The following is a 24,841-nucleotide window of genomic DNA, read 5'->3' as shown; positions in this document are numbered from 1 at the left end:
CTCGCTCGTCGTCTTATTCGACTGACTTCGCTTCCCACTCAGGGAAGTTTTCGCGAATGTAGCGGTTCAGCGCAATTTCTGCGTCTGTGTATTGGCGTGTCGCTTTCGCTTCTTTTTGCGTGTGCAGCGCTTCAACCATGCCTGCTGCAATCGTGATATTGGTGAGCCTGTCGATAATGATAAAGGCACCTGTTTTCTTCACTGAGGCGTAGTTGTCCGCAGCGACAGGGGCATTCAAGTGCAAATCGACAACGCCAATTTCGTTGAGTGCGAGTGCATCAGAAGAGAGCTCTTCAAACGTATTGATATCAATCTTGTGATTCACCTTCGTCACGTGCCCGGTCAGGCTATGGCTGGCAAATTTGAAGTCATAGTCGCGGCCTGTTTTCAGCGCGTCTTGTGCCATCCATACCAGTGACGCCGAAAGATGATCTGTGAGCTCTGGTGCCGTGTCGGCATGGGTGATCATGTCGCCACGCGAAATATCAATTTCATCAGCGAGTGTGACGGTCACGGCGTTGTTGGGCGCAACGGCATCAAGTTCGCCGTCGTAAGTCACAATGCTGGTAACCGTGCTGGTTTGGCCGGATGGCAGTGCCATCACTTCATCACCTTTACGTAAAATGCCCGACGCTAATGTGCCGCAGTAACCACGAAAATCAAGGTTAGGGCGGTTGACGTATTGCACGGGGAAGCGCATCAATTCGAGGTTTTGGTCACGGCTGATCTCAACGGCTTCTAGCATGCCCATCATTGGTAAGCCTTTATACCAAGGCATGCTTTTGCTCGCGGAAACCACATTGTCCCCATCCAGCGCAGAGATAGGCACATATTGAACGTCTTTGATGCCGAGTTGTGTCGCCATGGCTTGGTATTCCGCTTTGATATTCTCAAAGACGGTTTCGTCGAAATCCACCAAGTCCATTTTATTGATCGCAACCACCACGTGGCGAATGCCTAGCTTGCTAACGATGTAGCTGTGACGACGCGTTTGCGTGAGCAAGCCTTTGCGCGCATCAACCATTACAATCGCGAGTTCGCAGTTCGATGCACCGGTGGCCATGTTTCGAGTGTACTGTTCGTGCCCTGGGCAGTCAGCAATGATGAACTTACGCTTTTCTGTTGAGAAATAACGGTAAGCAACGTCAATGGTGATGCCTTGCTCGCGCTCTGATTGCAGGCCATCGACCAGCAATGCGAGGTCAAGACTTTCGCCTGCATTACCGACGCGCGCGTTGTCTTTATGAAGGCTTGAGAGGTGATCTTCGAAGATCAACTTGGTGTCGAACAATAGGCGTCCGATCAAGGTGGATTTACCGTCATCCACGCTGCCACACGTAAGTAGGCGCAGCAGGTCTTTGTTTTCGTGCTGGTGAAGATACGCTTCAATATCTGATGCTATCAAATCTGAGCTGTGGCTCATGAGTCACTCCTTTGCAGGCAAGCAATAATCTAAATGGGTAATAGTGAGGCTTTGTTAGAAGTAGCCTTCTCGTTTTTTCTGCTCCATTGAGCCCGCTTGGTCATGGTCAATCACACGGCCTTGACGCTCTGACGTCTTGGTGAGCAACATTTCCTGGATGATTTCAGGCAATGTTGCCGCCGTTGACTCCACTGCACCTGTCAGTGGGTAACAGCCCAAGGTGCGAAAGCGCACCGACTTCATTTCAGGCTTTTCACCATCTTCAAGCGGCATGCGATCGTCATCGACCATGATCAAGGTGCCATCACGCTCAACCACTGGGCGCTTCTCTGAGAAGTAGAGTGGAACGATTTCGATGTTTTCCATATAGATGTATTGCCAGATATCCAGTTCGGTCCAGTTTGAAAGCGGGAATACACGGATGCTCTCGCCTTTGTTCACTCGGCCGTTGTAGGTATCCCACAGCTCTGGACGTTGGTTTTTAGGATCCCAACGGTGGTGTTTGTCGCGGAACGAATAGACTCGCTCTTTGGCGCGGCTTTTTTCTTCATCACGGCGAGCGCCGCCGAATGCGGCATCGAAACCGTATTGGTTCAGCGCCTGTTTTAAGCCTTGGGTTTTCATGATGTCAGTGTGTTTCGCACTGCCATGCTCAAAGGGGCTAATGTTCATGTCCACACCGTCTTGGTTGATGTGAACTTTCAAATCTAATCCGTGCTTTTTGGTGAACTCATCACGGAAGGTAATCATTTCCTTAAACTTCCACGTGGTATCGACATGGAGCAGAGGGAAAGGTGGCTTACCTGGATAAAATGCTTTCATCGCTAGGTGGAGCATGACGGCCGAATCCTTACCAATCGAGTAAAGCATCACAGGGTTATCAAACTCTGCGGCGACTTCTCGAATGATATGAATCGACTCGTTCTCGAGTTGTTTCAAATGGGTTTGGTTCAGCGAAATCTTGTCCACCATGTTCAGTCCCTTCTTACGTTGCCAGCAAATATTGCTGGTGGAACGCATTGATAAATTCAGATAGTTGTTCTGCAGGTAGTGCGTTGATACCTGCGGCTGCTTTGCGTCCGCCCCCTGTTGGGAACTTCGCAGCGAGTTCGTCGGCGCCGATGCGGTTCTTGAGTGGCGCGCGAATGCTGACCAAGTAGTTGCCATCGGCTTTTGCTGTAATCACGGCATTTGCACGGGCAGGGTCTTGGTTGGCTAAATCGTTGGAGAACACGCCGCTGATGCGTCGCGCCCATGCTTCATCGGGCAGCATAAACACGCTTGATCCCGCTTCTTCAGAAATAGGCACAATCGATGCGGCTTTCTCGGAATCGCTCAAATAGCCTTGCTCTAACGTGGAATACACATCAGGGCGTTCGGCGATAAAATTGAACGGTGAAGGATAAGGCGCAAGAAGGCGGTAGAGCTCTGCGGGTGAAAACAGTAAATCAGCCAAAGAGGCGCCATAGCCGTTGTAGTTTAGGTAGGTACCAAACTGCTTGAGCTTCTCTTTGTCTGCGTCGCTTAGCCCAGTTTTGTTCGCCAAGGTATCTGCGACGGCAAACAAATTGTCGCCATAAGCGCCCACCAATGCCCATTCGCGATACTTGCCTTTGAGCAATTTATCGACAATCAGGCTGGTGCAGGTGTTGGCTGCGGTGTTGATGTGCGTCGTCAGCGCGTTGTGTTCTGGGATCTCATCGGGGTTGTGATGATCCACGTAGAACACGCGCACACCTTGAGACAATAAATTGTCCAATGCTGCGCGGTTCTTTCCCATCGCCACGTCTAACACGGTGACATCTTGTGCCACGGCGGGATCCACTTGTTTGAGTAAGGCGATATCTCGCTTTACGCCCGTGATCAATTTGCTGTTCTTGGGGGTCGCAAGTCGGAGTTGGATCAGTGCACAAATCCCATCGGCATCGCCGTTAAATACATCAAAACTTGTTTTCATTATTATGGTATTTCCTTATTACCTTGAGGTGCTTAACTCGCCTCTAAGGTTCCTTCGTCCCTTGTATTGTTGTTGTAGTAACCATAGTGCAGCTTGTATTTTTCTTCTGCGTATTTGCTTGATAGCTGGTTCAGTACAACGCCATCCACAGGAATGTCATGACGGACAAGTTGCCCGACTGAATGGTTAATTTGTTGTTCGGTGGTCACTTCCGCTTTCACCACCAAAATCATGCCGCCAGCCAGTCGACCTAAGATCAGACTGTCACTCACAACCTGAATCGGTGGTGTGTCTAAAACGATGCGGTCATACGTTAGTTTTAGTTGCTCAAGCAGTGTGGCGAACTTCGGCGAGCTCAACAGTTCTTGTGGGTTAGGCGGCAGTAAACCGGCTGGTAACACATCAAGTTGAGAAATGTCGTCGTGGAAAATACACTCGGTCACGTCCGTGCCCATGACTAAAAAATTGGTCAATCCAGGTTGATTTTTAGGCAGTCCATAACGTTGACCAATGGCTGGCATACGAAGGTCACAGTCAATAAGGAGTGTGCGTTCCATTTTTGCCAGCGATTGCGCAAGGTTCAGTGCCACCGTGGTTTTTCCTTCTGAAGGAAGAGAAGAGGTGACAGAAAGAATATTGCGTTTCGAGTTAGTCAGCGTCAGCAGAATTGACGTGCGAATGGTTCGAACGGATTCGCTAAATAAGGTGGCGTCGGGATCGTAATACAAGGTGTGATCCAACGGGGTATTCTTAAAGCGACGCGCCTTTACGCGAGGCAGGAATCCTAGATGCTGCAATCCCAGCTTCTCCTCAATATCATCGGGTTTTTCAATGGTATTGCGGTATGCATCAGCAAGGAAAGCACAGACTATGCCTAGCAATGCTGCGAATGCGGCACTGATCACGATCAGCTTCGCTGTTTGTGGGCGATAAGGGTTCTGCGGTGTTTTAGCGATGTCAGTAAAGCGTGCTTGAACGTCTTGGAAGTCGCTGGTGGCGTTGGTTTCTTTTTCGCGGTTCAAGAATATTTCGTAAAGCTGGCGGCTAGATTCGACATCACGTTTGAGCGAATCATATTGCGCGCGCTTGCTACTGATATTTTGGTATTCGCCTTTCTTCGAATTTAATTCAGCCGTCAGTGCTTTCTCATTTTTACGCGCACTGGACAGCTCTTTCTCGATGCCGCGAGCCAGCTCTCTGATGACGGTGTTTGCACGATTTTGAACGGCAGTAAGCTGGGCACGCGCTTGGATCATTTTGTCGTGTTTAGGACCATAGCGTTTGGACATTTCAGACACTTTACGTTCTGCATCTGTTTCGGCGTTTTTAACGTCACGCACCTGTGGGTGATTGGAAATTTCAGGAACGGACAGTAAGCCATCGCCGGTTGCCCCTTTGTTTTGCAACAAGGAGAAGAGGCTCTCTGCAGCAACACGACGCTCTTTTGCTTCGGAGACGCGAATGGTCAGGTTGGTGAGTTCTGTGCCCGCCAGCTCATCGATATCACTGAGCTCGATAAGGCCTTCCAGTTTCAAGAATTGCGTCAGTGCAGTTTCAGCTTCGGCAAGGTTCTCTTTCAAACCGCCAAGGCGTTCATTGATCCACATGGAGGCTGTTTGTGTGGCCACCAACTTCGCTTCAAGGTTTGACTCGATATATGCCTGACCAATCGCGTTAGCCACTTTCGCGGCTAGCATTGGGTCAGCAGAATCAAAGTGGATTCTGACTAATTGTGTGTTTCGAATCGGTTCAATCGCCATGTGCGATTTGAACTTGCGCAATACCGCCAACTTGGCCGCATCGCTGTTTGGGTCTTCTGATGGCTGTGATACTGCAGGTAGGTAGTCGCCTAACAACGGAATATTTTTAAGTATGCTGAGCAACTTGTCGCGGCCAGAAGGTTGGCCAACCAGATTGTTGAACTCGCGCACTTGTCCAATGCCCAACTCCTCAATCACATTCTCTGCGATGTGGTTGGAGCGAAGGATCTCGAATTGGGTTTGGTAATACTCTTTCTTACTGGTATCAAGCGCATAAACCTCTTCGATAGAAATGGCGTTACTGGCTTGCGCCTCAATCAATAAGGTGGCGGTTGCACGGTATACTGGCTGGATCATCAAGATCAGCAGTGTTGAAATAAGGGTGATGATCGCTACAAACGCCGTGATGGGCACCCAATAACGTGCAATAACGCCTAGATAGCGTTTTAGGTCGAGACCTGACGGCTCCGATCCTTGGTTAGGCTCTATCAATTTCATTGAGCGATGTCCTTTCGTTTACTTACAGCAGCGCTAAAAAAAGCTCTGTTCAACCACGATGATGTCACCAGGGCCAACAGATAGAGACAGACCGACGTTCTTTTGAGTCGTGGATTTTTTACTGTCTGTCTTTTGAATTTTGTTTCTCGATGCGCGGTCGGTAAAACCGCCAGCAATCGCAATGGCTTTCGCGACCGTCAGGCCCGGTTGATAGTCGTACCCACCGGGCTGATTGACTTCGCCATTGACGTAGAACTTACGGAACTGAATCACATTGACCGTGACTTTGGGGTCAATGAGATAATCACCGCGAAGGCCTCTTTCAATCGTACTTTGTAGCTGTCCAACGGTTTTTCCCGCCGCTTGCAGACGCCCTAGGTACGGGTAATCGAATCTACCTTGCGTGCTGAGAAGGATGTCCATGGAGAGATCATCTTCACCATAAACTTTGATGGAGATACGATCGCCATCATCCAGCACGTACTGCTCGGTTTCCGCATGAGCAGCACTCATGGAAAACAGCAACATCCATATCCATAGTAATTTTTGCATTTAAAGGCTCACTTCCATTCCCAAGAAGAACCGAGTTTGATCATAACTAAACCCAGTGAACGTAGAGTCTCGGTCAAACTTGCTGACGCCGACAGTGACATCCCACCAACGTGCAAGACTATAAGTTGCCGAAACTTCAGCCAGCGTATCGTCGTCTTTGCGGATATCGCCGGGGTATTCATTTTGACCGTATCGGACCGTCGCGAGTGTGCTCAATCGCGGCGTCCAATAATGCTCCCAATCCACTTTTACTGAACGGTCTTTTACATAATCAGCGTTTAAGTCAGGGTCGCGTGCGTAATCGCGTGTTTCCAGACGTAATTCGCTATATTCCGCAGGTCTCCAACTGAAGTTGGCGCGCCAACTAAACCCTTGGAATGTTTCTCTGCCGCTGTTGTCGAAATCCTTGTTTTGAACACCAAGCAACAATTTACCCTGTGTTTTCCCCGTAATGTCCCACTCCAAGCCGCCATAAAGTGTTGAATTGGTGTTATCGCGCGAAATCACATTGGGATCTGTTTCATCATATGTTCTGTCTTCTATACGTCCGATCGCGACCGCATAGAAATAGTTGGATACGGCGTAGTAGAACTCACCACCGACATAAGGTTGTGTCCAATCGTAATACCTCGTTTGCTGAACAGAGTTCGTCATAAAGGTAGCATCGTCGTAATCTTTTACGTCATAGCCAACAATGCCGACCAAACGGCCTTTTGTTCCAATTGCGCCATAGGTATAGCGTGTATTGAATTGGTGATAATCGAAACGCAACGGTTCATCAACAGAGAGGCTATAACCTTCTGTCAGGCCCGTTCCACGTTCCTCATTCACACTTTCATAGGTGTAGTTAATGCGCAGTCGATTGCGGATGTCGAACATCCATGCCGCACCAATATGTGCTTTATGATCGACATAGCTGTCTTCGCTGCTGTCGGAATAACTGACAGCGTCTAGGCGGTAATCAAATTGGTAAGTACCTATGTCTGTTTGGAAAAGTGCGATGATCTTCGGCGTGACTGTCAGCATTGGAGAGCTAACGGTGTCCGTCGTGGTGCGGCGAACGTTATCGTTGTGCCCTGCACCCACTTCCAGCGTGGGAGTAATGTCTATGCCATTTTCTGTTTGGTATGCCAAAGGCTCCACCGCGGCGACAGACAGAGGTAGCGCACTGAGTGTGACAAGACAGCTTCCTTTGTAATTCACACCATTCTCCTTAGTAGGCCGTCTTACCAACGAACCCTTTAAACACCGTCGCGAAGACGATCTTTATGTCCATCCACAGTGACCAGTTTTGGATGTATTCCAAATCGAATTGGATACGTTTTTCCATTTTGTCCAAGGTGTCTGTTTCACCCCGGTAACCGTTGATCTGAGCCCAGCCCGTAATCCCTGGTTTCACCTTATGACGGAGCATGTAGCGATCAACAATTGCGCGATATTGTTCATTGTGCGCGACGGCATGAGGGCGAGGACCTACGATAGACATAGAGCCTTGCAGCACATTGAAAAACTGTGGCAGTTCATCCAATGATGTCCGACGAATGAATGCACCGAAGCGGGTGACACGCGGATCGTTTTTTGTCGCTTGTTTGACGTCATCGCCGTTATCCATGACGGACATGGAACGAAACTTCCAAACATCAATTTTTCGACCGTCTAAGCCATAACGAGATTGCTTGAAGATGATAGGGCCGGGAGACGACAGTTTTACGCCAGCGGCAACGAACAACATGACAGGGGATATAAGCAACAAGATAAGAATCGATAAAACGATATCTTCCATGCGCTTTGTCCACGCTGCTAAGCCGTTAAATGGTGTGTCGTGCACACTCAAAGTGTGGACATGTCCAACGGTTTGCCAACGGCTATGCAGTAAGTTGTAAGTGAAAAAGTCAGGCACGAGATACGTGGTTGCAGTGGTGTCTGCAAATAGGTTTAGGTAGCGTGCAATGCGGTCTTTCGCGTGCATTGGCATAGCAATATACACATGCTGCAACTCGCCGCGTTTAGCTTGCTCTAGCGCATCGTCTACTTTACCGAGCATGGGGGCAGGTAAACTCCCTTCGATACGATCAGCGCCACGGTCTTCATAAAAACCCGTGAGTTTGATACCTAAGGCGTGGTTGCGTTGGAATTCACGCGCAAGATCAATACCGTTCGCGGTTGTACCAATAATAGCGGCACGACGCGTGTTGATACCGCTGTTCCGAAGGTGGCTCAGTGCCATGCGAGCGCTATAGCGCCAAAGCACAAGGCTGATTGAGCCGAGTAGAAACCAAAGCATCATGACGGCACGCGAATACTCGATACCGCTTTGGGTAAAGAAGAAATAAGTAACAAGCACTGCGCTAGCACCAAACCAAGGCAGTAAGGTGGCGACCATTTGGCCTTGAAAGTTGCTCACACGCCAAGAACGGTAAAGATGTGCGCTTTCTGCAAACAAAAGAAAACACACCGCTGTCAACGTCACGATGAGTAAGTAATCTTTATACAGTTGTCCTAAGTAAAGCCAGCTGGATATTGCTAGCGTCCCTCCAATCACGGCCAAATCACATATTCGATAGAGGATGGCGAATTCTGTGCCGTGTGTACGAATTTTTCTGCTGTCCATAATGCAGGCTCATAATGTTGTTGCATGAGTTTGAATAAGAGTGACTTTTTTAATTTTTACACTTAAAAAGTAAACCACTCACCCCAAGCTCGCTAGCGAGGGAAGCATTTGTTTTAGTTGCTATAGGTTCCCAACAAGCGTGCACAGTAAAACAGCATGTGGTAAATCAGAGAAGATGAAGTTTGTCCTATTTTTAAACATGACATCTCCGTTGCAGTGCACTAGTGTTTTTATACGTAAAGAACAGTTAGTTAACAAAGCGCCCTCTCAGCGTGACATTCCTCACGTAAGTGTATATATGCTGCGTTATTATTAAGACGAAGTGTAAAAAAGAAAAACTCATCACTAGGCCAAAATCAAATCTCAATGTAAGTCACTCAGTCTTTAGTTGGAATTAAGACTGAGCGATGTCTAGATTATTCCTCACGAAATGCGCGGTTAAAACTCTCTGTTAAAGGCTTCATCAGGTAGTTGAACGGTGTGCGAGGTTCGGTCAAAAGCATGACTTCTGCCTGCATTCCTGGATAAAGAGCAATGCCGTTTAACATCTCTTGCACGTCATCCACTAGCTCAACGCGTGCGAGGTAGTAAGCGAGACCGGATTGTTCATCAACGAGTCGGTCAGCAGAAACGGTGAGCAATTCGCCATTCAAGGGTTTGACACTGCGCATACTTAGCGCAGTAAGGCGAATCTGTGCTTTCATGCCTGCACTGACCTGATCGATATCTGACGGGTCGACACGGGCTTCAATCACCATACGTTCGTTGTTAGGCACAATGTCGAGCAGTTCTTGCCCCGGAGAAATAACCCCTTCCTCAGAGAAGACTTGGAGGTTAAGTACGGTACCGTTGAGCGGCGCGAGAATCTTCGTTCTATTGAGGACATCGGTCGCTGCTGCGATTTGTTGGTCAAGCTCATAACTTTCTTGACGACTTTCGCGCAAGCCTTCCACGATTTCCTTAATACGCTCTAACTCTTGTTCTTTGAGCTGCGCTTGGCTTTCTGCAACGTTCTGCGCAAGGCGGGTGGCGTTGGATTGAATTTGGCTAATGGTACTGAGTATCTGGGTCTCTTCACGCTCCAGACGAAGTACCTGTGTTTTACTCACATACCCTTTTTCTGCCAACTTACGGTTACCCGCGATTTCTTCGCCGATGATAGAGAGGCGACGCCTCTCAATGGTTAAGCGCTTTGATTGACCATCTAACTCCGCTTCATTTTGCGCGAGCTGTTTGTTGATGATTTCTTTTTGGGATTCGAAGAACCCACGACGAGCGACAAAAATGCGGTGTTGGTTAGTCAGGAGTTCTTCAACGCGAGGGTCATCTTCATCGTCCAGCAAAGACTGGGGGAATACGATGCCTTTGACATTGTCACGCTCGGCGATTAAACGCGCTTCGCGGGCCTGTGCATTGCGTTTATTGTTAACCAGAAGTTCAAGCTGCGAACGGGCTTGGGTATCATCAAGCATGATGAGTGTTTGCCCTTTTTCAACGGTATCTCCCTCGGCGACAGTGAGCCGAGCTATGATCCCGCCTTCTAAATGCTGGACAGTTTTACGCTGGCTATTAATGGTCACGATACCTGGGGCAATCGATGCACCATCGAGTTTGCTAAATACTGCCCAAACACCAAAGGTGCCAAAGAACAATGCGATGATGGTGAAACCTGTGATAGCAAGTGGACGAATTGCTGGAATTGCCATTACTTACTTCCTCCTTTTGATGTAAGAGCAGCGCTTTGATCAAGTAGAGGTTTCAATACTTCGTCACGATCGCCAAAGGCGCGAATTTGGGTGTCTTGCAGCACCATAAGTTTATCCATTGATTGCATCATGCTTGGACGGTGGCCAACCAAAATGACGGTGGCTTTACGCGATTTGAGATAGGTAATGGCGCGTTGCAATGCCACTTCACCGACACCATCAAGGTTTGCGTTTGCTTCATCAAGAATGACAAGGCTTGGGTTGCCATAAAGTGCGCGAGCAAGGGCAATACGCTGACGTTCGCCCCCTGAAAGTCCAAGGCCTCGTTCACCAACCACGGTGTCGTAGCCTTGTCGCTGGCGCAGGATCAAATCATGGCACCCAGCAAGCTTCGCGGCTTGGATGACAAGATCCGGCTCACCTTCTGACATACGTGCAATGTTCTGGCGAATCGTGCCAGGAAACAGTTCAACATCTTGAGGCAGGTAGCCACAGTGAGGGCCAAGATCGTCAGGATCCCATTTGGCTACGTCCATATTATCTAGGCGCACACAACCCGCATTTGCGGTTAAGTTGCCGAGTAAAAGTCGTGCGAGGGTTGATTTACCTGTTCCTGATGGACCAATCACGCCAAGTGCTTCACCAGCGGCGAGCTTAAATGTGATGCCATGAAGCACGGGTTCTGCTTGCCCAGGGTGAAAGTACGTCACTTTCTCAACTGACAGCGCACCGTTCGGTTTTGGTAGCGGCATGGATTTCGCACGCTCAGGGAACATTGGGATTTGCTCTCTCAAGCGTTGATAGCTTTGTCGGGCTGAAATCGCGGTTCCCCAAGCCCCAATTGCTTGCTCAACCGGCGCGAGGGCGCGAGACATCAAAATAGAGCTCGCAATCATGGCACCAGCGGTAAGTTCATTTTCAATCACCAACCATGCGCCTACACCTAGCATGGCAATCTGTAAAAGCATGCGAATGAACTTGGATATGGCGGTGAGGGTCGCCCCTTTTGAGTTCGCAACGATTTGGCCTTCAATGCTTTTGTTGTTCAAGCTGCTCCAATTTTTGATGAAGTTAGGCATGATGCCCATGGCTTCAATGGCATCAGCATTACGTGCTGCTGATTCAGCTTGCTGCATTGCGAGAATCGCCGATTCATTGGCTGTCTTGTGGGCTTTCCGTGTCACGGCATCATTCACTAGGGCAATGATGAAAAGAATGACAGCACCGATAGTCGCGATAAGGCCAAGAATTGGGTGCAAGAAGAAAACGAACGTCAGAAACACTGGCGTCCAAGGTGCATCCAGAGCGGGGATGACGGAGTTCCCGCCGATGAAGCCGCGGATTGCGGCGACATCACGTAAGCTTTGTACCGAGGCTGAAATACCTTGGCGAAGCTGTGCGGCAATGCTGCCGCTGAGTATGTCGGGTGACAGACTTTGGTCAAACCAAGCACCAATACGCACCATGACACGGGTACGTACGCTTTCTAATACTGCCATCGTGAGGAGTGCGAACACCGTGATGACAGTCAGTAATAAAAGGGTATCAATGGAACGTGAACCAATAACACGATCGTAGATTTGAAGCATGTAAATGGGTACAGCAAGAACAAGTAAATTGATGACGCAACTAAAAGCAATAACCAATAGGAGCGCTTTCTTACATTGATCTAATGTTGTTTTTAATTGATTTTCTGTAGTCAAAGACATGGCAAACCTAGCGCAAATACCTTACTCCAAACTGATAACTTCAGTTGGTGCAGAGGGTTAAAGTGAATTCTAAAAAAGACAACCAGCATTTACGCTGGTTGTCTTGAGTATAGTTCGCTTACCGTCAGACAATCTGAAAGTCGTCAGCAGTAAGATCTGTAACCGAAATATTGTTAAGAGTGATGCTTGAACCGTTATCTAGATCAATCACTGTGTTGTTGCCTACTTGCGTCATATCAAGTGACGCAAAGTCAGTGTCACCCGATGCGCGGATGAAGATCAGATCGACGCCAACTTCGAAATCTGTCACGCGGTCGCTACCTGTACCTTGCTCCAGTACGTTGTCGAAGAAGAAAGTATCTGCACCGCTGCCACCGATCAGGAAATCGTTGCCTGTACCGCTGACAAGCGTGTCGTCACCAGAATCACCAAACAAACGATCTTGACCAGAGTTAGCATACAAAGTGTCATTTCCTATGCCACCTAGGACATCGTCATTGCCTTCGCCGCCGAAGAGGATGTCATCACCGCTTCCACCGCCAACGTAATCGTCACCTTCACCGCCACGAACTACGTCGTTACCGCCGCCGCCGATCAAGAAATCGTCGCCGCTTCCGCCGAGGATGGTGTCATCACCGCCAAAGCCAATGATGCGGTCATCGCCACCAAAGCCATTGATCGTGTCTGCGTCTGGAGAACCACCTAGCGTGTCTACGCCACTTGTACCGTTAATTAATGCCATGTTTCCCTGTGTCCTTTATAAAGTTGCCTAAAGCAATTGAATGAATACCAACGTTGACGTTTTCTTTGTTTTTAGAATGTTCGGCAAGCGTTAAAACACGGGAAGGCCTGCCAATTTTGAGCAGGTATACTTTGACGCAGTAGACATTTTTATGTTGTCTCAATCTTGAGTGGTTTTGAGAAAATGTCGCCAAGGTTTGATGTGGATTTATCGGTACAAATCAGCACGTTCGAGGGTGTGACATGCCTATGTGACTTCTTGTTTTTTTCCTATTTCTCTAGGTAAATCAAGGTGATCATTCATGCCTTGGTTTTTAAATATGTGTTGTCTAGGTTGTTAAGTATAGGGTTTAGTAAGAGGCTCTTAATATTGAGTCAACGTCGCAACTTAGGCGCAAGGGGGGTGAGGTTTCTTTTCAGTGCCTGTAAAAAAGTCTGCAGGCTCGGTCAAAGGGGGAGGGGGAATGAATTGTAAAGTAGGCAACTCACTGTGGGTGTGCTGCCTACTTGCCAAACGTGGTGAAAATTATCTAGACAATATGGAAATCACTCGCAGATAAATCAGTGGATGTAATGCCGTTGAGGATGAAGCTTGATCCGTCCGCAAGGCTTATTAACGTATTGATACCCACTTGGGAGATGCTGAGTGACGCGAAATCAGTGTCACCTGTTGCGCGAATAAATAATGTGTCTATGCCTACTTCAAAATCGACAACGCGATCGTCGCCGGTGCTGTTACCAAGAATGTTGTCGAAGAGAAATGTATCAGCACCTGAACCTCCAATCAGAAAGTCATTGTCGATGCCACTTACTAACCAGTCATCCCCGTCTCCGCCAAACAATCTATCGTTGCCAGACACTGCAAATAACAAGTCGTTTCCTATGCCTCCAAGTACATCATCGTTACCTTCACCTCCGAAAAGGATGTCATCACCGCTACCACCACCAACAACATCGTCGCCAATACCACCGCTCACGAAATCATTGCCAGCACCACCAGTCATTAGGTCATCGCCTCTGCCGCCGAATACATTATCGTCTCCGCCGAACCCTACTTTTACGTCATCTCCTCCAAAACTAAAAATATTGTCAGATTCGTTTGTGCCATAAAGCGTTTCCGCTACTGCGGTGCCATTTATGTCAGCCATTGTCCTGCCTCTTTCTTAAATCAATTACTAAGAAAGCCAACTGGGTCGTCATCTATTTTTGTTATTTTGCAGGGTGCACTGAGGGTGAATAGATGTGGGGATAAACGTACACCATGCACTATCAATATGGTGTATTAATCTATACAGGGGTGTCTCGATAATGCAGCAATATAAGGAAATACTTATAAAAGTCTTTCCTTATAACAGGTTAGCCTTGGTAGTCGAGACCGATGACTGAAAGGTTGTTTTTTGCCCAGAACACTGCTTGAACACGGTTCTTAACGTTAATTTTCTTAAAGATGTTATACAGGTGAGACTTAACGGTATGTTCAGAAACGAACAAGCTGTCTGCGATTTCGCTGTTGGAAGCCCCCGTGACCAGCTTACGTAGAATCTGCTGTTCTCGGTTAGTCAGACAAATCTCTGAATAATCGATCGCGTTGTTGTTGTTCTGTTGGTAATAGTGGATGAGTTCGGCCAGTTTCTGGCGAGGTAGCCAGTATTCGCCGGAAAGCATTTTTTCGATGCCGTGGCACAGATGTTCGAGGTCATCTTCTTTTTTGAATACGCCCTTGATGAATGGCCAGCTTGCAAGCTCCTTGGCGGACAAGTCGTGAGCATTAAACAATGCAAAGACATGTTGCTCGCTAAATGGAGCAAGACTCTGCTTCACATAGTTGACTGCATCACCTTCAAATGCGCTCAAATCGATAAGCACGAGGCCTGAGGAGGTTGCGAGTTTATCGCCAATTTCTTGCTTTTCCACCAGTGCGACACTGCTCTCTATTTCTTTCTCGAGGCAGGAAATCAACGCGTTGATTGTCATGCTAGGTTCAGAAACAAGCAGGATAGTGTATTTGTCTGAGGTGGTTTCAATGATTGGCATGTGTATCCCTAATGCTTTAAATAAGTACGAAGTGGTTTCCCTCACCGACACACGGTGGTGTATCTGGAACATGGTTCGCAAAATATATTAAGTCGCAGCATTCTAACTGCACATGCTGGAACCAATCCGTATCATTTCTTGAACTCTTTGATGAACAGCGCATTGCGATGTTTCACTCAAACTCTTTGTTAGTCTAATACAATTTGCACTTTTTCGTTGTTTCTTCACTCGATGTTTTTGATTTCATTCGTGCAAACATGAAACGCATTGCGGCTTTTTAACGTGCCCACAGAATCAATGCAAAGCTGTGAAGAATTTTCTCGCATCTGTTATTATCATCGTTTAAGCGCGAATCGCGCATTTCGATGCCGTAATGAAAAGGTTTGGGAGCAAAATATGGCCAGCCGTGGTGTAAACAAAGTAATTTTGATTGGCAACTTGGGCAATGACCCTGAAGTTCGCTATCTGCCAAATGGCGGTGCAGTTGCTAATCTGACCGTTGCGACCTCAGAAACGTGGCGCGACAAGAGCACTGGCGAAAACAAAGAGATGACTGAGTGGCACCGTGTGGTGATGTATCGTCGTCTGGCTGAAATCGCGGGTGAGTACCTGAAAAAAGGGTCAAAAGTGTATTTGGAAGGCCGCCTGCAAACGCGTAAGTGGCAGGGTCAAGACGGTCAAGACCGCTACACGACTGAAATCGTTGCGAACGAAATGCAAATGCTAGACAGCCGTTCTGGTGGTGGCATGGGCGGTGGTCAAGGCCAAGGCCAACAACCGGCTCAACAAAATGCACAGCAGCAAGGTGGTAACTGGGGTCAACCTCAGCAGCCTTCTTACCAGCAGAAGCCGCAGCAGCAAGCACCTCAACAACAAAATCAAGCACCTCAGTACAATGACATGCCTGATTTTGATGATGACATTCCGTTCTAATCACGCTGTGACGAAAACTGGCTCAATCGTCTTGGTATGATTGATATGAATGCATAAACAAACCCTGCTTCGGCGGGGTTTGTTGTTTTCGGCTTCACGATTTTTCTCCTTAACGCTTTTCACTCCGCTTTCCCTCACTAAAACCGTCAACATCCTTCTGTATTGAATATGAGTCGAGTTGTTTAGAGAGCATGAACAATACTCTTTCGAACGCAAAACGGAGAAACAGACATGAAGACAAGGTTAGCAGTTTCGATCTGTACGATGACGATGCTTTCATTCACCGCAGAATCTATGGTGATAACAAGCCCTCAAGTGACGGAAGGCGCGTCGTTAAACACCCAGCAGGTATTTAATCAATGGGGGTGTGAAGGGGACAATGTTTCTCCCGAATTAGTGTGGCGAGATGTGCCTAAGGGGACAAAAAGTTTTGCCGTGACCATGTATGACCCTGATGCGCCGACAGGCAGTGGTTGGTGGCATTGGGTGATGATCAATATCCCTGCAAATCAAACGCAAGTAGCCAGTGATGCTGGCAATCAAAGCGGTGAGAATCTGCCGAAAGGGGCCCAAATGCAGCGTAATGACTTTGGCTTCGTGGGCTTTGGTGGGGCATGTCCACCACCGAACTCAGCACCACACAATTATAAAATCACCGTGTATGCATTGGATGTTGATACGCTGGGTGTGCCCGCTGACGGCTCGCCTGCATTGGCCGGGTATTACATTCTTCAGCACCGAATCGGGGAGGCACAATTGCTTGCGCCAACCAATACGAGAAAATAACAGACCTTCTGGTGTTACTGAGCCACTTTGCACTTCATGAAATCGATGAACAAGCGTGTTTTCGTGTGGTTGTATTCGAGTTTAGGGTAATACGCATAAGCAGCACTTTTGGGTTGACGCAGTTCAGGTAATACGGGAACCAGTAACCCTTGATCCAGCTCCTTGCGTATGGTGACATCGCCGACCAAAATGATACCTAGCCCGGCCACCGCAGCGTTTACCAAGGCTTCAGGGTTTGGTGATACAAAGTTACCCGTTAATCGCAGTTTTCTGCCGTGTTCAAACTCATGCTCCTGAGGGTGGCTCGTTGATCCATACAGTAAGCAGTTATGCTGAAGAAGCTGCTCAGGTTCGAGAATCGGTGAATGCTGCGCAAGGTAGCCGGGAGAGGCAAAAAAGCGCGGCTGGAAATCGAACAACTTGGTGGCGATAAAACTGGCAGAGTTGAAGTCAGCCAGTTCGCGCGTAATGACCACATCGAGATTCGGGTCGGGCAACTGCCCTGGCGCAAGGGTGTGCATCTCAACTTGAATGTTCGGGTGTGCGGTTAGGAACTCGCCAATGTTGTTGATCAGTAGGCGACTGCCTGTGGCGAGTGGGGCGGCAATGCGCAAAACGCCGCTGACTTCACCATAGGTGGAGGTGGTTTCAGACACCAGTTGGGTCCAGTCATCAATCAGCAGTTTCCCGCGCTGGTAAAATAGGCGGCCTGCATCTGTCATGGTGAGATTTCTCGTGGTGCGTTTGAGTAGCTGAACCCCGAGTTGATTTTCAAGCCATGCGAGACGCTTAGAGAGTGCAGAACTTGATGTGTTGAGCTTCGTGGCCGCTTGAGCGAGCGACCCCATTTCAACCACGGTGACATAGCTTTTAGCGCAGGTGATCCAATCCATTTAATGATTCATTCCAATAGTGTTGAGATTGCGTTCACTTTCGTTTCGGGAAGAACGATAATAACCCCAAACTGTTGATTAGGTCTGAGATTCATACGGGATCGCACTGCGTCAGTCAGAGAGACATATGGAACAACGCGTGCCTGTAAACGCGTACCAATATTCTAAAACACTTGCCGAAATGCAACCTTGGCCTCACTAAACTGCTTTAAAAGGATTTAGAGAGTGGCCAATACCAACAATGGACTTTACATGAGAAAAGTTGTCGGGATGAAGCTCACCAATCGATTGGTGGCTTTTGTTACGCTTATCGTCGTCTGTGCGATGTTTGTGCTTTTTATTGGCGGCGCCGTCAGCTTCCGTAAATTGGGAACGGACTTTCTCTCCCATTACCTGAAACAAGTGGTCGTGCAAATCGACGACGCAGTCGCTAATCCTGTCGAAACCGAAAACATTGGTATGTGGCTACCGAAACTGCTGAAAGCCAGTGATGTGGTAGAGCTTGAAATCAGCAGCCGCACAGGGCTTTTGTACCGCTACGATCAAATCCAAATTGCAGTTCGCCCGGTGGAATTGGTGGAAAACCGCTATGAACTGCCGAACAACCCCGGTTTCTTCGTGACGGTAAAAGCCGTGCCACCTTACGCAGATTTTGCGTATTCCATCGGCCCTATGTTCTCCCTCTCTCTTGCTGTTTTGTTTATCGTGCTGTCGTTAGCTTGGGGTATTCGTTGGCTCAAAATGCAATTGCACGGTGCAGAGCTGCTTGAAGACCGGGGGAGAATGATCCTCGCTGGTCGCGCGGAAGAAGTGCAGAAGGGAGACGAGCGAGAGTGGCCAGTTACCGCCAGCATTGCACTTGATCAAATGATTGCTGAGCTCCGTGATGCAAGGCAGGAGCGCAGCCGCTTCGATACCTTTATCCGCACCAACACCTTCCTCGATAAGCTCACTGGTGCTGCTAACCGCGTGATGTTCGATAACCGCCTTCAAACCCTGTTGCAAGACAAAGGGGCGCATGGTGCGGTTATGATCATCCGCATAGGTGAGTGGGATGCCTTGGTGCAAGATCTCGGGAAGTCCGGCGCTGACGAGTGGGTGAAAGAAGTGGGCAATGTGCTGTCGAATGCTGTGCAACGTTTCCCTGATGCGATCTTGGCGCGCTACTACGACACAGAGTTTGCCATCTTGTTAGTTCACCAATCAGGCAAAGAAGCGAGATTATTTGCCAACCAACTCATGAAGGCGTTAGAGCGCTTAACCCCTCCAGAAGTGCTTGAGGTGGAAAACTGGGCACACATGGGGATGACCTTCTTTACCACTGGCGAACGTCGCGGTCGTTTGATGGAAGAGGCCGACATGGCAAAACGCAGTGCCGTTTTGCAAGCTTCTAATGGCTGGTATGCCTTTAAGAAAGATGTGGTCGCAGAAGATGCACGAGGCAGTGTGCGCTGGCGTACGCTACTGACTCGTGTTTTTGAAAACGGTGGACCAGATTTATACCGTCAAACCGTGAAAGACACCCTGCAGAATGATCTTCACACTGAGCTTCTTGCGCGCATAAAAGACGAAAATGGTTTAGTGGTCAAAGCTTCTCGCTTCATGAATGGGATAGATTTGATCGGTTTTAACAGCCGACTCGATCGTACTGTTGTGACCAAGGCCTTACAACAACTTCGCCAAGGCGATGGCAGAGAAATCCTCGCCATTAACGTGTGTGCCGAATCATTGCGTCAGCGACCTTTCCAAAAATGGCTGCGAGATGCATTGCTACAAACACCGCGTAGCGTGCTAAATCGATTGATGTTTGAAGTGTCAGAAGGACCACTAGTCAACCACTTCGATGCCGTGCGTCCAACGCTTCGCATGATCCGTGCATTAGGGTGTCCTTTGGTGGTCGATCAGGCGGGTCGTTCCGTTGTCAGCACCCATTACGTGAAAGACATTCAACCTAAATATATCAAGTTGCACAGAAGCCTGGTTCGCGATATTCATCTGCGCCCTGAAAATCAACTTTATGTGCGCAGTATGTTAGGGGCTTGTGAGCCAACACCAACGCAAGTGTTGGCGGTTGGTGTCGAGTCAGAACATGAGTGGAAAATTTTGATGCAGCTCGGCGTACAAGGAGGTCAAGGTCGATGGTTAGGTGCGGAGCTTTCCGGTAGCCCTGCAACACGTAAACGACAGCGCTGGCGTAAACAATAATACACGCTAAACGGTGTTTATTTTTTATACGTTCGCGTCAGATAATCATCAGAGAAAGACTTATTTTTTGGCGGAAATTTTGATAGAATATGCCGTACTTCAAACATGTTTTTAACAAACTTTGGCCTGTTGTAGACGTAGATGGCACTCTCTTCTTTGATCGCAAAAATCCCTACCCGAAGGCAGCGCCAAGTTGTTAGCTTGATTGTGTCTTCAAATCAAGTGGTTATAAGCTACTTGTTGCATGAAAGTCATCATGTGACGAGTTTGCCTGTGACCGGAATGGATGCCGTACGCGTTGTTGCTCAGTTGTTGCAGCAGCAAGACGTGAATCATTCTGACGTGCATCTCGTGCTTGGTCACGGTTTGTACCAATCATTGCTGATAGATAATCCGGGTTTGTCTGATGAAGACAAACGTTCCGCATTGCCTTTTCAGATCAAAGATTATATTTCTGACTCTCCTTCTGAGATTGTTGCCGATGGCTACGCGTTACCCGTTGCAAATCGCTACCAAGTCTTCGTTTGTAACAAGTCTCTGCTTGCTCAACTTGACGATGTCTTAAAGAAAAACCAGTGCCGCTTAACAAATGTTTCTGTTGAAGATGTGTTACTCCGTCAGTGGACGGCACTGGATAAAGCAGAAATGGTGCTCAGCCAAGATGGCCAAGGTGCCATCCAATTAAGCGTCTTTAGCTTGGGCAAATTGTGCTTCCAGCGACAAGTCCGTGGCGTGATGTTTGATGGCGTTTCGCTGTCGCCATCCGTTGTTGATGATTTGGCGTTAGAAATTCAACGCTCATTGGATTATTTGCGTTCGCAACTGAAAGAAGCACAGGTCAGTGGATTGGTTGTTAGCGTCCAAGCGGCGGACAACACAGAGCTGGCTTTTCAGCTCTCTTCTCGCTTGACGGTGAAGGTTCGACCTCAAACCTTGTTTGACTCGGATGACCACCTGCATAACATCGCGCTCGCAGCCCTTGAAACTGACAGTTCGCCAGACATTAACCTTTTCAGTGATGATCTACGCCAATCGACACCTTTGCTTTCATTTGAACGCATGTTGCTTTGCTGGGGCGTGTCTGCATTCATGCTGGTGTTAGTGGCTGCTTACCAACAATGGCAGTTGTCGAATGCAAACCAAGCTTTAAAAGTATCCACATCTGAACTTCAGGTCGCACAATCATTGTCGGATGAGCTGAATAGTCAGCTCAAGCTGCATTTACCGTCGGTCAGCATGGTTAATGATACCAACCGCGCCCAAGAATCGGTTCGAGCGAAAAAAGCTGCGCTCGACGCAGTGCGTCAACACGATAAAGCGCTGCAAAAGGGCCATGCTGATACCTTCCGCGCGCTCGCAACGTTATCACGCCGCGATGTGTCCGTATCAGACATCTTTGTTAGCCAAGGCACCTTGAATATTCAAGGGTTGGCTTCATCGCCAGATGCCGTGCCTGCTTGGATTAAATCTTTCGAGACTCAGCCACCGCTGTCGCAGCGCGTGTTTGAGCACATGGCATTGGCCCGTGATGAAAACAACCGACTTACGTTCAGTTTGCAATCTAAGCGTGAGAACGCGGAGGGCAAGCAATGAATGCATTTCTGGAAAAACTAAAACAAGGGTTTGAAGGTTTAACGGCGCGTGAACAGTGGCTGATCGCCAGCGCGGGATGGTTGCTGATCATGGGCCTTGGTGTGTTCCTTTTCCTTGAACCGATTGCTAAAACGTTGAGCGCGGTAAATGTCGAGTTTTCTCAACAACAACAAACCACGAAAGAGTTGTTGGCGCTAAACATGATGAAGCAAGAAAAGCTCAATACCTCAGCGAATGCGGAACTTGAAAAAACATTGGCATCACTGAATCAAGAAATCGCGCAACTCGATGCTGAAATGGCGCGTAAAACGGAAGGTTTGGTGAGTGCGCCGCAAATGGCAAACTTGATGGAAAACGTCTTAAAGCAATCAGATAAATTGACTTTATTATCAATGACGACGTTGCCAGCGGCGCAATTGACCGAGAAAGATCAAGCGGGCTTCTATTTGCACCCTGTCGAGATTGAACTGCAAGGGCGCTATTTCGACATCGTGGATTATTTAGCGGCACTTGAAGCGTTACCTGTGAAGTATTACTGGCGAAGCGTGGATTATCGCGTCAAAGCGTATCCGCTCGCAGACGTCACTTTACAAGTTTACACCCTTGGTGAAAGCCCGGTCTTTATTGGAGGTGTGCATGCAAACGATGGCTAAAAGCGTTATAGGTATGTGCTTGCTTACTCTCGCATTGCCATCTGTGGCGGCAACCGACCCAACTGCACCGCTTGGCTTTGAAGCGCTGAGCCAACCGGCGACGCGCGCCAAGATTCGACTTCCTCGTTTGGATGCAATCTTGTGTGCCAGCGAAAACGACTGTTCAGCGGTGCTGAATGGCCGTGCGCTCGCGAACGGCCAATCGATCAATGGCTATGTCATTCGCGCCATCAACGAAGAGGCCGTCACGCTAGTACGTGGCGATCGCCGTTGGTCCTTAACCGTATTCAATGAGCAGGTGGTACAGTGAGAAATATGACGATGTTAGGTAAAGTCTTGCTGACTTGCTTAGCGGCAACTTTATTGACTGCGTGCCAAAGTGTGGGGCATCAAAAGCCTACTGAAGTGCAAGCGGCGCTGAACGAAGCGTATGCGCAAAGTACCACTCAGCCTTTGTCGGCATTGCCTGATGCGGTGACGGACGATTTGATGGGGGATTTCTCTGACCCTGCGGGCGGCGCGATGGTGACTGAAAAACGCTTGCGCATTAACGCCAATAACATCGATGCCAAAGCTTTTTTTGGTAGCCTCGTTCAAGGCACGGATTTCAACCTCGTGATGCACCCTGATGTCAGCGGGAAAATCACAGTATCGCTGAAAGACGTCACGGTAAAAGAAGCCTTAGACGTGGTCTCTGATATCTATGGCTACAGCATTGAAACACAGGGTCGCCTGATCCAAATTTTCCCAGCGGCACTTCGCACTGAAACCTTCGCTGTCGACTATTTACAATTGCAGCGTGCAGGCGTGTCATTAACGTCTATCAGCACGGGGGCGATATCCACTGACAGCGGAAGTTCCAGTGGTGACAGCGGTGAAGGCAGCGAACGTGCGTCGAAATCGACGGGCGGCACTGTGATTGAAACACGCTCCGAAAGCAGTTTCTGGATGCAACTGGAACGCGCGGTGAGTGCCATGATTGGTTCGGGTGAGGGGCGTTCTATCGTTGTTTCTCCGCAAGCCAGTTTGATCACTGTGAAGGCGTTTCCTAACGAACTTCGCGAAGTGAAACGCTTTCTTGAAATCTCTGAAAAACGCTTAAAGCGCCAGGTGATTTTGGAAGCGAAAATCCTTGAAGTCACCTTGAGCGATGGTTATCAACAAGGCGTGAATTGGTCAAACATCAGCAAAAGCATCGGCAGCGGTGGTATTGATGTGAGTCGTCCTGCCTCTGATTTGGCGGGCGATCTGATTTCCAACGTGATTGGCGGACAAACCAATATCACCATCACGGATGGGCATTTCGATGCAGTACTGAGTTTCCTTGATACCCAAGGCGATGTGAACGTGCTGTCGAGCCCTCGAGTGACGGCAGCGAACAACCAGAAAGCGGTGATCAAAGTCGGTGGTGACGAGTACTTCGTGACGGATATTTCCTCCAGCGACAGCTCTGGCGATAACTCAGAATCTGGGCCAAACATCGAGCTCACCCCTTTCTTCTCTGGTATTTCTTTGGATGTTACGCCGCAAATTGATGACGACAATGGTGTGCTGCTGCATGTTCACCCTGCGGTTATTGATGTGGTGACGGAAGAGAAAACTATTCAGCTAGGCAGCGCGTCTGAACCTTATGTGTTGCCGTTGGCGAAAACCTCGATCCGCGAGTCTGATTCGATCATTCATGCCCGCTCTGGCGATGTGGTGGTGATCGGCGGGTTGATGAAATCAAGCTTCGACGAGCAAGTGTCGAAAGTACCGCTACTGGGTGATATTCCGGGGCTGGGCCATCTTTTCCGCAACGTGAATCGCTTGAAGCAGAAAACTGAATTGGTCATCTTGCTTCAACCTTCCGTGGTGGGTGAGCAAACGTGGCAAGAAGAGATTCAGCGCTCACGCGAACTGCTCAACGAATGGTTCCCTGAGAACGACGCGAAGTAGGCGAAATTAGCACAATGTATCTTAACCACTTTGGCCTCAATGCCGCGCCTTTTAGCTTAACGCCGGATACCCGAAGCTTTTTCGGGACGCAGTCGCACGTCGACGCCATCAATACCAGCGTCATGGCGGTGAGAATGGGCGAAGGCTTGGTGAAGATCACGGGTGAAGTCGGCACGGGGAAAACCATGGTGTGCCGCCTTCTTCTGTCGACGCTTGCCGAAGAATGTACCTTGGTTTTTTTGCCAAACCCTGCGAATACCGTGTCTGTGTTGTACCGCATGATTGCGGATGAGCTCACCCTGCCGGAAGCCTTGTCAGAAGACAAAGTCTTGGGGGCGATCCAGCAAGCCGCCATTGCTGCGGCGCATGCCGAAAAGCCTGTGCTCATCTTATGCGATGAAGCACAAGCCTTGCCTGATGGTGTGCTTGAAGCCATTCGCTTGCTCGGGAACCTTGAAACGGAACAGCGCAAACTGATTCAAATCGTGTTGTTTGGACAGCCTGAACTAGATGAACGTTTGTCGCAGCACAACATGCGTCAACTGCTGCAACGCATCAGCTTTAGCGCAACCTTGTTGCCGCTCACTTATGCCGAAGCGTCTGCATACATTGACCATCGTATGAGTGAAAAAGGCGCATTGTCGCGACACTTTAGCGGGTGGGCGAAACGTCGTATTTGGGTAGCGAGCCAAGGCATTCCCCGATTGATTCACCAGCTATGCCATAAGTCCCTGTTGTTGAGTTATGGCAAAGGACGCCGTCAGGTTTCTGATCGCGCCGTCCGTTTAGCGATTAAAGACACGCCGCTGGCGAAGCAGCACTCTGCGCTGCGTGCTTTGTGGGGGTAGG

Annotated in this window: 21 protein-coding genes; 8 read left to right on the top strand and 13 right to left on the bottom strand. The window is 48.7% G+C overall.

Going from position 1 to position 24,841, the window contains the following annotated elements; genetic code table 11:
* Nucleotides 1–13: 13 nt before the first annotated feature.
* From cysN to BM082_RS12105, 12 genes are all read right to left on the bottom strand, one after another.
* Nucleotides 14–1,423, bottom strand: coding sequence for a sulfate adenylyltransferase subunit CysN (cysN, locus tag BM082_RS12160; RefSeq protein ID WP_017016833.1), 1,410 nt, complete (start codon nucleotides 1,421–1,423; stop codon nucleotides 14–16).
* Nucleotides 1,424–1,477: 54 nt separating this feature from the next.
* Entirely contained in the window at nucleotides 1,478–2,395 is a 918-nt protein-coding gene (gene cysD / locus BM082_RS12155) for a sulfate adenylyltransferase subunit CysD (protein ID WP_017008098.1), read from the bottom strand.
* 13 nt (nucleotides 2,396–2,408) lie between these two features.
* The gene (locus tag BM082_RS12150; RefSeq protein WP_017016834.1) at nucleotides 2,409–3,380 is read right to left on the bottom strand and encodes a DHH family phosphoesterase; all 972 of its coding nucleotides are present in this window, start codon (nucleotides 3,378–3,380) and stop codon (nucleotides 2,409–2,411) included.
* Nucleotides 3,381–3,412: 32 nt separating this feature from the next.
* The gene (locus BM082_RS12145) at nucleotides 3,413–5,638 is read right to left on the bottom strand and encodes a GumC family protein (protein WP_017016835.1); all 2,226 of its coding nucleotides are present in this window, start codon (nucleotides 5,636–5,638) and stop codon (nucleotides 3,413–3,415) included.
* Nucleotides 5,639–5,671: 33 nt separating this feature from the next.
* A complete protein-coding gene (locus tag BM082_RS12140) occupies nucleotides 5,672–6,190 on the bottom strand; it encodes a polysaccharide biosynthesis/export family protein (RefSeq protein WP_017014380.1) in 519 nt (172 codons plus the stop codon).
* The gene (locus BM082_RS12135; protein WP_017014379.1) at nucleotides 6,191–7,393 is read right to left on the bottom strand and encodes an outer membrane beta-barrel protein; all 1,203 of its coding nucleotides are present in this window, start codon (nucleotides 7,391–7,393) and stop codon (nucleotides 6,191–6,193) included. It abuts the gene before it with no gap.
* Nucleotides 7,394–7,403: 10 nt separating this feature from the next.
* The gene (locus BM082_RS12130; protein ID WP_017014378.1) at nucleotides 7,404–8,801 is read right to left on the bottom strand and encodes an undecaprenyl-phosphate glucose phosphotransferase; all 1,398 of its coding nucleotides are present in this window, start codon (nucleotides 8,799–8,801) and stop codon (nucleotides 7,404–7,406) included.
* A gap of 416 nt (nucleotides 8,802–9,217) precedes the next feature.
* Nucleotides 9,218–10,507 (bottom strand): HlyD family type I secretion periplasmic adaptor subunit, encoded by a 1,290-nt coding sequence (locus BM082_RS12125; protein ID WP_017014377.1) that lies wholly within the window; start codon nucleotides 10,505–10,507, stop codon nucleotides 9,218–9,220.
* Nucleotides 10,507–12,216 carry a type I secretion system permease/ATPase gene (locus BM082_RS12120; protein WP_017008105.1) on the bottom strand — a complete coding sequence of 570 codons (1,710 nt, stop codon included), beginning with the start codon at nucleotides 12,214–12,216 and terminating at the stop codon, nucleotides 10,507–10,509. The genes BM082_RS12125 and BM082_RS12120 overlap by 1 nt, the downstream gene beginning before the upstream one ends.
* 124 nt (nucleotides 12,217–12,340) lie before the next feature.
* The gene (locus tag BM082_RS12115) at nucleotides 12,341–12,958 is read right to left on the bottom strand and encodes a calcium-binding protein (protein WP_074927068.1); all 618 of its coding nucleotides are present in this window, start codon (nucleotides 12,956–12,958) and stop codon (nucleotides 12,341–12,343) included.
* Nucleotides 12,959–13,487: 529 nt separating this feature from the next.
* On the bottom strand, nucleotides 13,488–14,105 hold the full coding sequence (locus BM082_RS12110) for a calcium-binding protein (protein ID WP_017008107.1): 618 nt from the start codon (nucleotides 14,103–14,105) through the stop codon (nucleotides 13,488–13,490).
* 208 nt (nucleotides 14,106–14,313) lie between these two features.
* On the bottom strand, nucleotides 14,314–14,991 hold the full coding sequence (locus BM082_RS12105; RefSeq protein ID WP_017008108.1) for a LuxR C-terminal-related transcriptional regulator: 678 nt from the start codon (nucleotides 14,989–14,991) through the stop codon (nucleotides 14,314–14,316).
* Between the two features lie 396 nt (nucleotides 14,992–15,387).
* Here BM082_RS12105 and ssb point away from each other — a divergent pair, with 396 nt between their 5' ends.
* Both ssb and BM082_RS12095 read left to right on the top strand, forming a co-directional pair.
* Nucleotides 15,388–15,924, top strand: a complete 537-nt coding sequence (ssb, locus tag BM082_RS12100) for a single-stranded DNA-binding protein (protein WP_017014374.1) — start codon at nucleotides 15,388–15,390, stop codon at nucleotides 15,922–15,924.
* A 231-nt stretch (nucleotides 15,925–16,155) separates the two neighbouring features.
* On the top strand, nucleotides 16,156–16,710 hold the full coding sequence (locus BM082_RS12095) for a YbhB/YbcL family Raf kinase inhibitor-like protein (protein ID WP_074927066.1): 555 nt from the start codon (nucleotides 16,156–16,158) through the stop codon (nucleotides 16,708–16,710).
* Between the two features lie 14 nt (nucleotides 16,711–16,724).
* On the opposite strand, the gene BM082_RS12090 is transcribed toward BM082_RS12095, so the two are convergent.
* Nucleotides 16,725–17,603 carry a LysR family transcriptional regulator gene (locus tag BM082_RS12090; protein WP_017014372.1) on the bottom strand — a complete coding sequence of 293 codons (879 nt, stop codon included), beginning with the start codon at nucleotides 17,601–17,603 and terminating at the stop codon, nucleotides 16,725–16,727.
* Nucleotides 17,604–17,855: 252 nt separating this feature from the next.
* Here BM082_RS12090 and csrD point away from each other — a divergent pair, with 252 nt between their 5' ends.
* From csrD to BM082_RS12060, 6 genes are all read left to right on the top strand, one after another.
* A complete protein-coding gene (gene csrD / locus BM082_RS12085; protein WP_074927082.1) occupies nucleotides 17,856–19,808 on the top strand; it encodes an RNase E specificity factor CsrD in 1,953 nt (650 codons plus the stop codon).
* A gap of 141 nt (nucleotides 19,809–19,949) precedes the next feature.
* Nucleotides 19,950–21,401: a hypothetical protein gene (locus BM082_RS12080; RefSeq protein WP_017014370.1), complete on the top strand. Its 1,452-nt coding sequence runs from the start codon at nucleotides 19,950–19,952 to the stop codon at nucleotides 21,399–21,401.
* A complete protein-coding gene (locus BM082_RS12075) occupies nucleotides 21,398–22,054 on the top strand; it encodes a type II secretion system protein GspM (RefSeq protein ID WP_017008115.1) in 657 nt (218 codons plus the stop codon). The genes BM082_RS12080 and BM082_RS12075 overlap by 4 nt, the downstream gene beginning before the upstream one ends.
* The gene (locus BM082_RS12070; protein WP_017014369.1) at nucleotides 22,038–22,364 is read left to right on the top strand and encodes a hypothetical protein; all 327 of its coding nucleotides are present in this window, start codon (nucleotides 22,038–22,040) and stop codon (nucleotides 22,362–22,364) included. Before BM082_RS12075 ends, BM082_RS12070 begins: the two co-directional genes overlap by 17 nt.
* Before the next feature lie 5 nt (nucleotides 22,365–22,369).
* Nucleotides 22,370–23,992 (top strand): pilus (MSHA type) biogenesis protein MshL, encoded by a 1,623-nt coding sequence (gene mshL, locus BM082_RS12065; protein WP_017014368.1) that lies wholly within the window; start codon nucleotides 22,370–22,372, stop codon nucleotides 23,990–23,992.
* 14 nt (nucleotides 23,993–24,006) lie between these two features.
* Complete coding sequence (locus tag BM082_RS12060; protein ID WP_017014367.1) at nucleotides 24,007–24,840, top strand: ExeA family protein; 834 nt, start codon at nucleotides 24,007–24,009, stop codon at nucleotides 24,838–24,840.
* Nucleotide 24,841 lies beyond the last annotated feature (1 nt).

The sequence above is a fragment of the Enterovibrio norvegicus DSM 15893 genome (assembly GCF_900115495.1).
Lineage (GTDB): Bacteria > Pseudomonadota > Gammaproteobacteria > Enterobacterales > Vibrionaceae > Enterovibrio > Enterovibrio norvegicus.
This window is presented reverse-complemented; position numbering and strand designations above follow the sequence as displayed.

What these genes read in the sequence shown, in the direction of transcription:
- BM082_RS12145 (WP_017016835.1), bottom strand. Translation starts at nt 5,638, where the DNA reads ATGAAATTGATAGAGCCTAACCAAGGATCGGAGCCGTCAGGTCTCGAC.
- BM082_RS12060 (WP_017014367.1), top strand. Translation starts at nt 24,007, where the DNA reads ATGTATCTTAACCACTTTGGCCTCAATGCCGCGCCTTTTAGCTTAACG.
- BM082_RS12095 (WP_074927066.1), top strand. Translation starts at nt 16,156, where the DNA reads ATGAAGACAAGGTTAGCAGTTTCGATCTGTACGATGACGATGCTTTCA.
- BM082_RS12125 (WP_017014377.1), bottom strand. Translation starts at nt 10,507, where the DNA reads ATGGCAATTCCAGCAATTCGTCCACTTGCTATCACAGGTTTCACCATC.
- BM082_RS12080 (WP_017014370.1), top strand. Translation starts at nt 19,950, where the DNA reads ATGGCACTCTCTTCTTTGATCGCAAAAATCCCTACCCGAAGGCAGCGC.
- BM082_RS12110 (WP_017008107.1), bottom strand. Translation starts at nt 14,105, where the DNA reads ATGGCTGACATAAATGGCACCGCAGTAGCGGAAACGCTTTATGGCACA.
- BM082_RS12130 (WP_017014378.1), bottom strand. Translation starts at nt 8,801, where the DNA reads ATGGACAGCAGAAAAATTCGTACACACGGCACAGAATTCGCCATCCTC.
- BM082_RS12150 (WP_017016834.1), bottom strand. Translation starts at nt 3,380, where the DNA reads ATGAAAACAAGTTTTGATGTATTTAACGGCGATGCCGATGGGATTTGT.
- csrD (WP_074927082.1), top strand. Translation starts at nt 17,856, where the DNA reads ATGAGAAAAGTTGTCGGGATGAAGCTCACCAATCGATTGGTGGCTTTT.
- BM082_RS12075 (WP_017008115.1), top strand. Translation starts at nt 21,398, where the DNA reads ATGAATGCATTTCTGGAAAAACTAAAACAAGGGTTTGAAGGTTTAACG.
- ssb (WP_017014374.1), top strand. Translation starts at nt 15,388, where the DNA reads ATGGCCAGCCGTGGTGTAAACAAAGTAATTTTGATTGGCAACTTGGGC.
- BM082_RS12090 (WP_017014372.1), bottom strand. Translation starts at nt 17,603, where the DNA reads ATGGATTGGATCACCTGCGCTAAAAGCTATGTCACCGTGGTTGAAATG.
- BM082_RS12115 (WP_074927068.1), bottom strand. Translation starts at nt 12,958, where the DNA reads ATGGCATTAATTAACGGTACAAGTGGCGTAGACACGCTAGGTGGTTCT.
- BM082_RS12120 (WP_017008105.1), bottom strand. Translation starts at nt 12,216, where the DNA reads ATGTCTTTGACTACAGAAAATCAATTAAAAACAACATTAGATCAATGT.
- BM082_RS12140 (WP_017014380.1), bottom strand. Translation starts at nt 6,190, where the DNA reads ATGCAAAAATTACTATGGATATGGATGTTGCTGTTTTCCATGAGTGCT.
- cysD (WP_017008098.1), bottom strand. Translation starts at nt 2,395, where the DNA reads ATGGTGGACAAGATTTCGCTGAACCAAACCCATTTGAAACAACTCGAG.
- BM082_RS12105 (WP_017008108.1), bottom strand. Translation starts at nt 14,991, where the DNA reads ATGCCAATCATTGAAACCACCTCAGACAAATACACTATCCTGCTTGTT.
- mshL (WP_017014368.1), top strand. Translation starts at nt 22,370, where the DNA reads ATGACGATGTTAGGTAAAGTCTTGCTGACTTGCTTAGCGGCAACTTTA.
- cysN (WP_017016833.1), bottom strand. Translation starts at nt 1,423, where the DNA reads ATGAGCCACAGCTCAGATTTGATAGCATCAGATATTGAAGCGTATCTT.
- BM082_RS12070 (WP_017014369.1), top strand. Translation starts at nt 22,038, where the DNA reads ATGCAAACGATGGCTAAAAGCGTTATAGGTATGTGCTTGCTTACTCTC.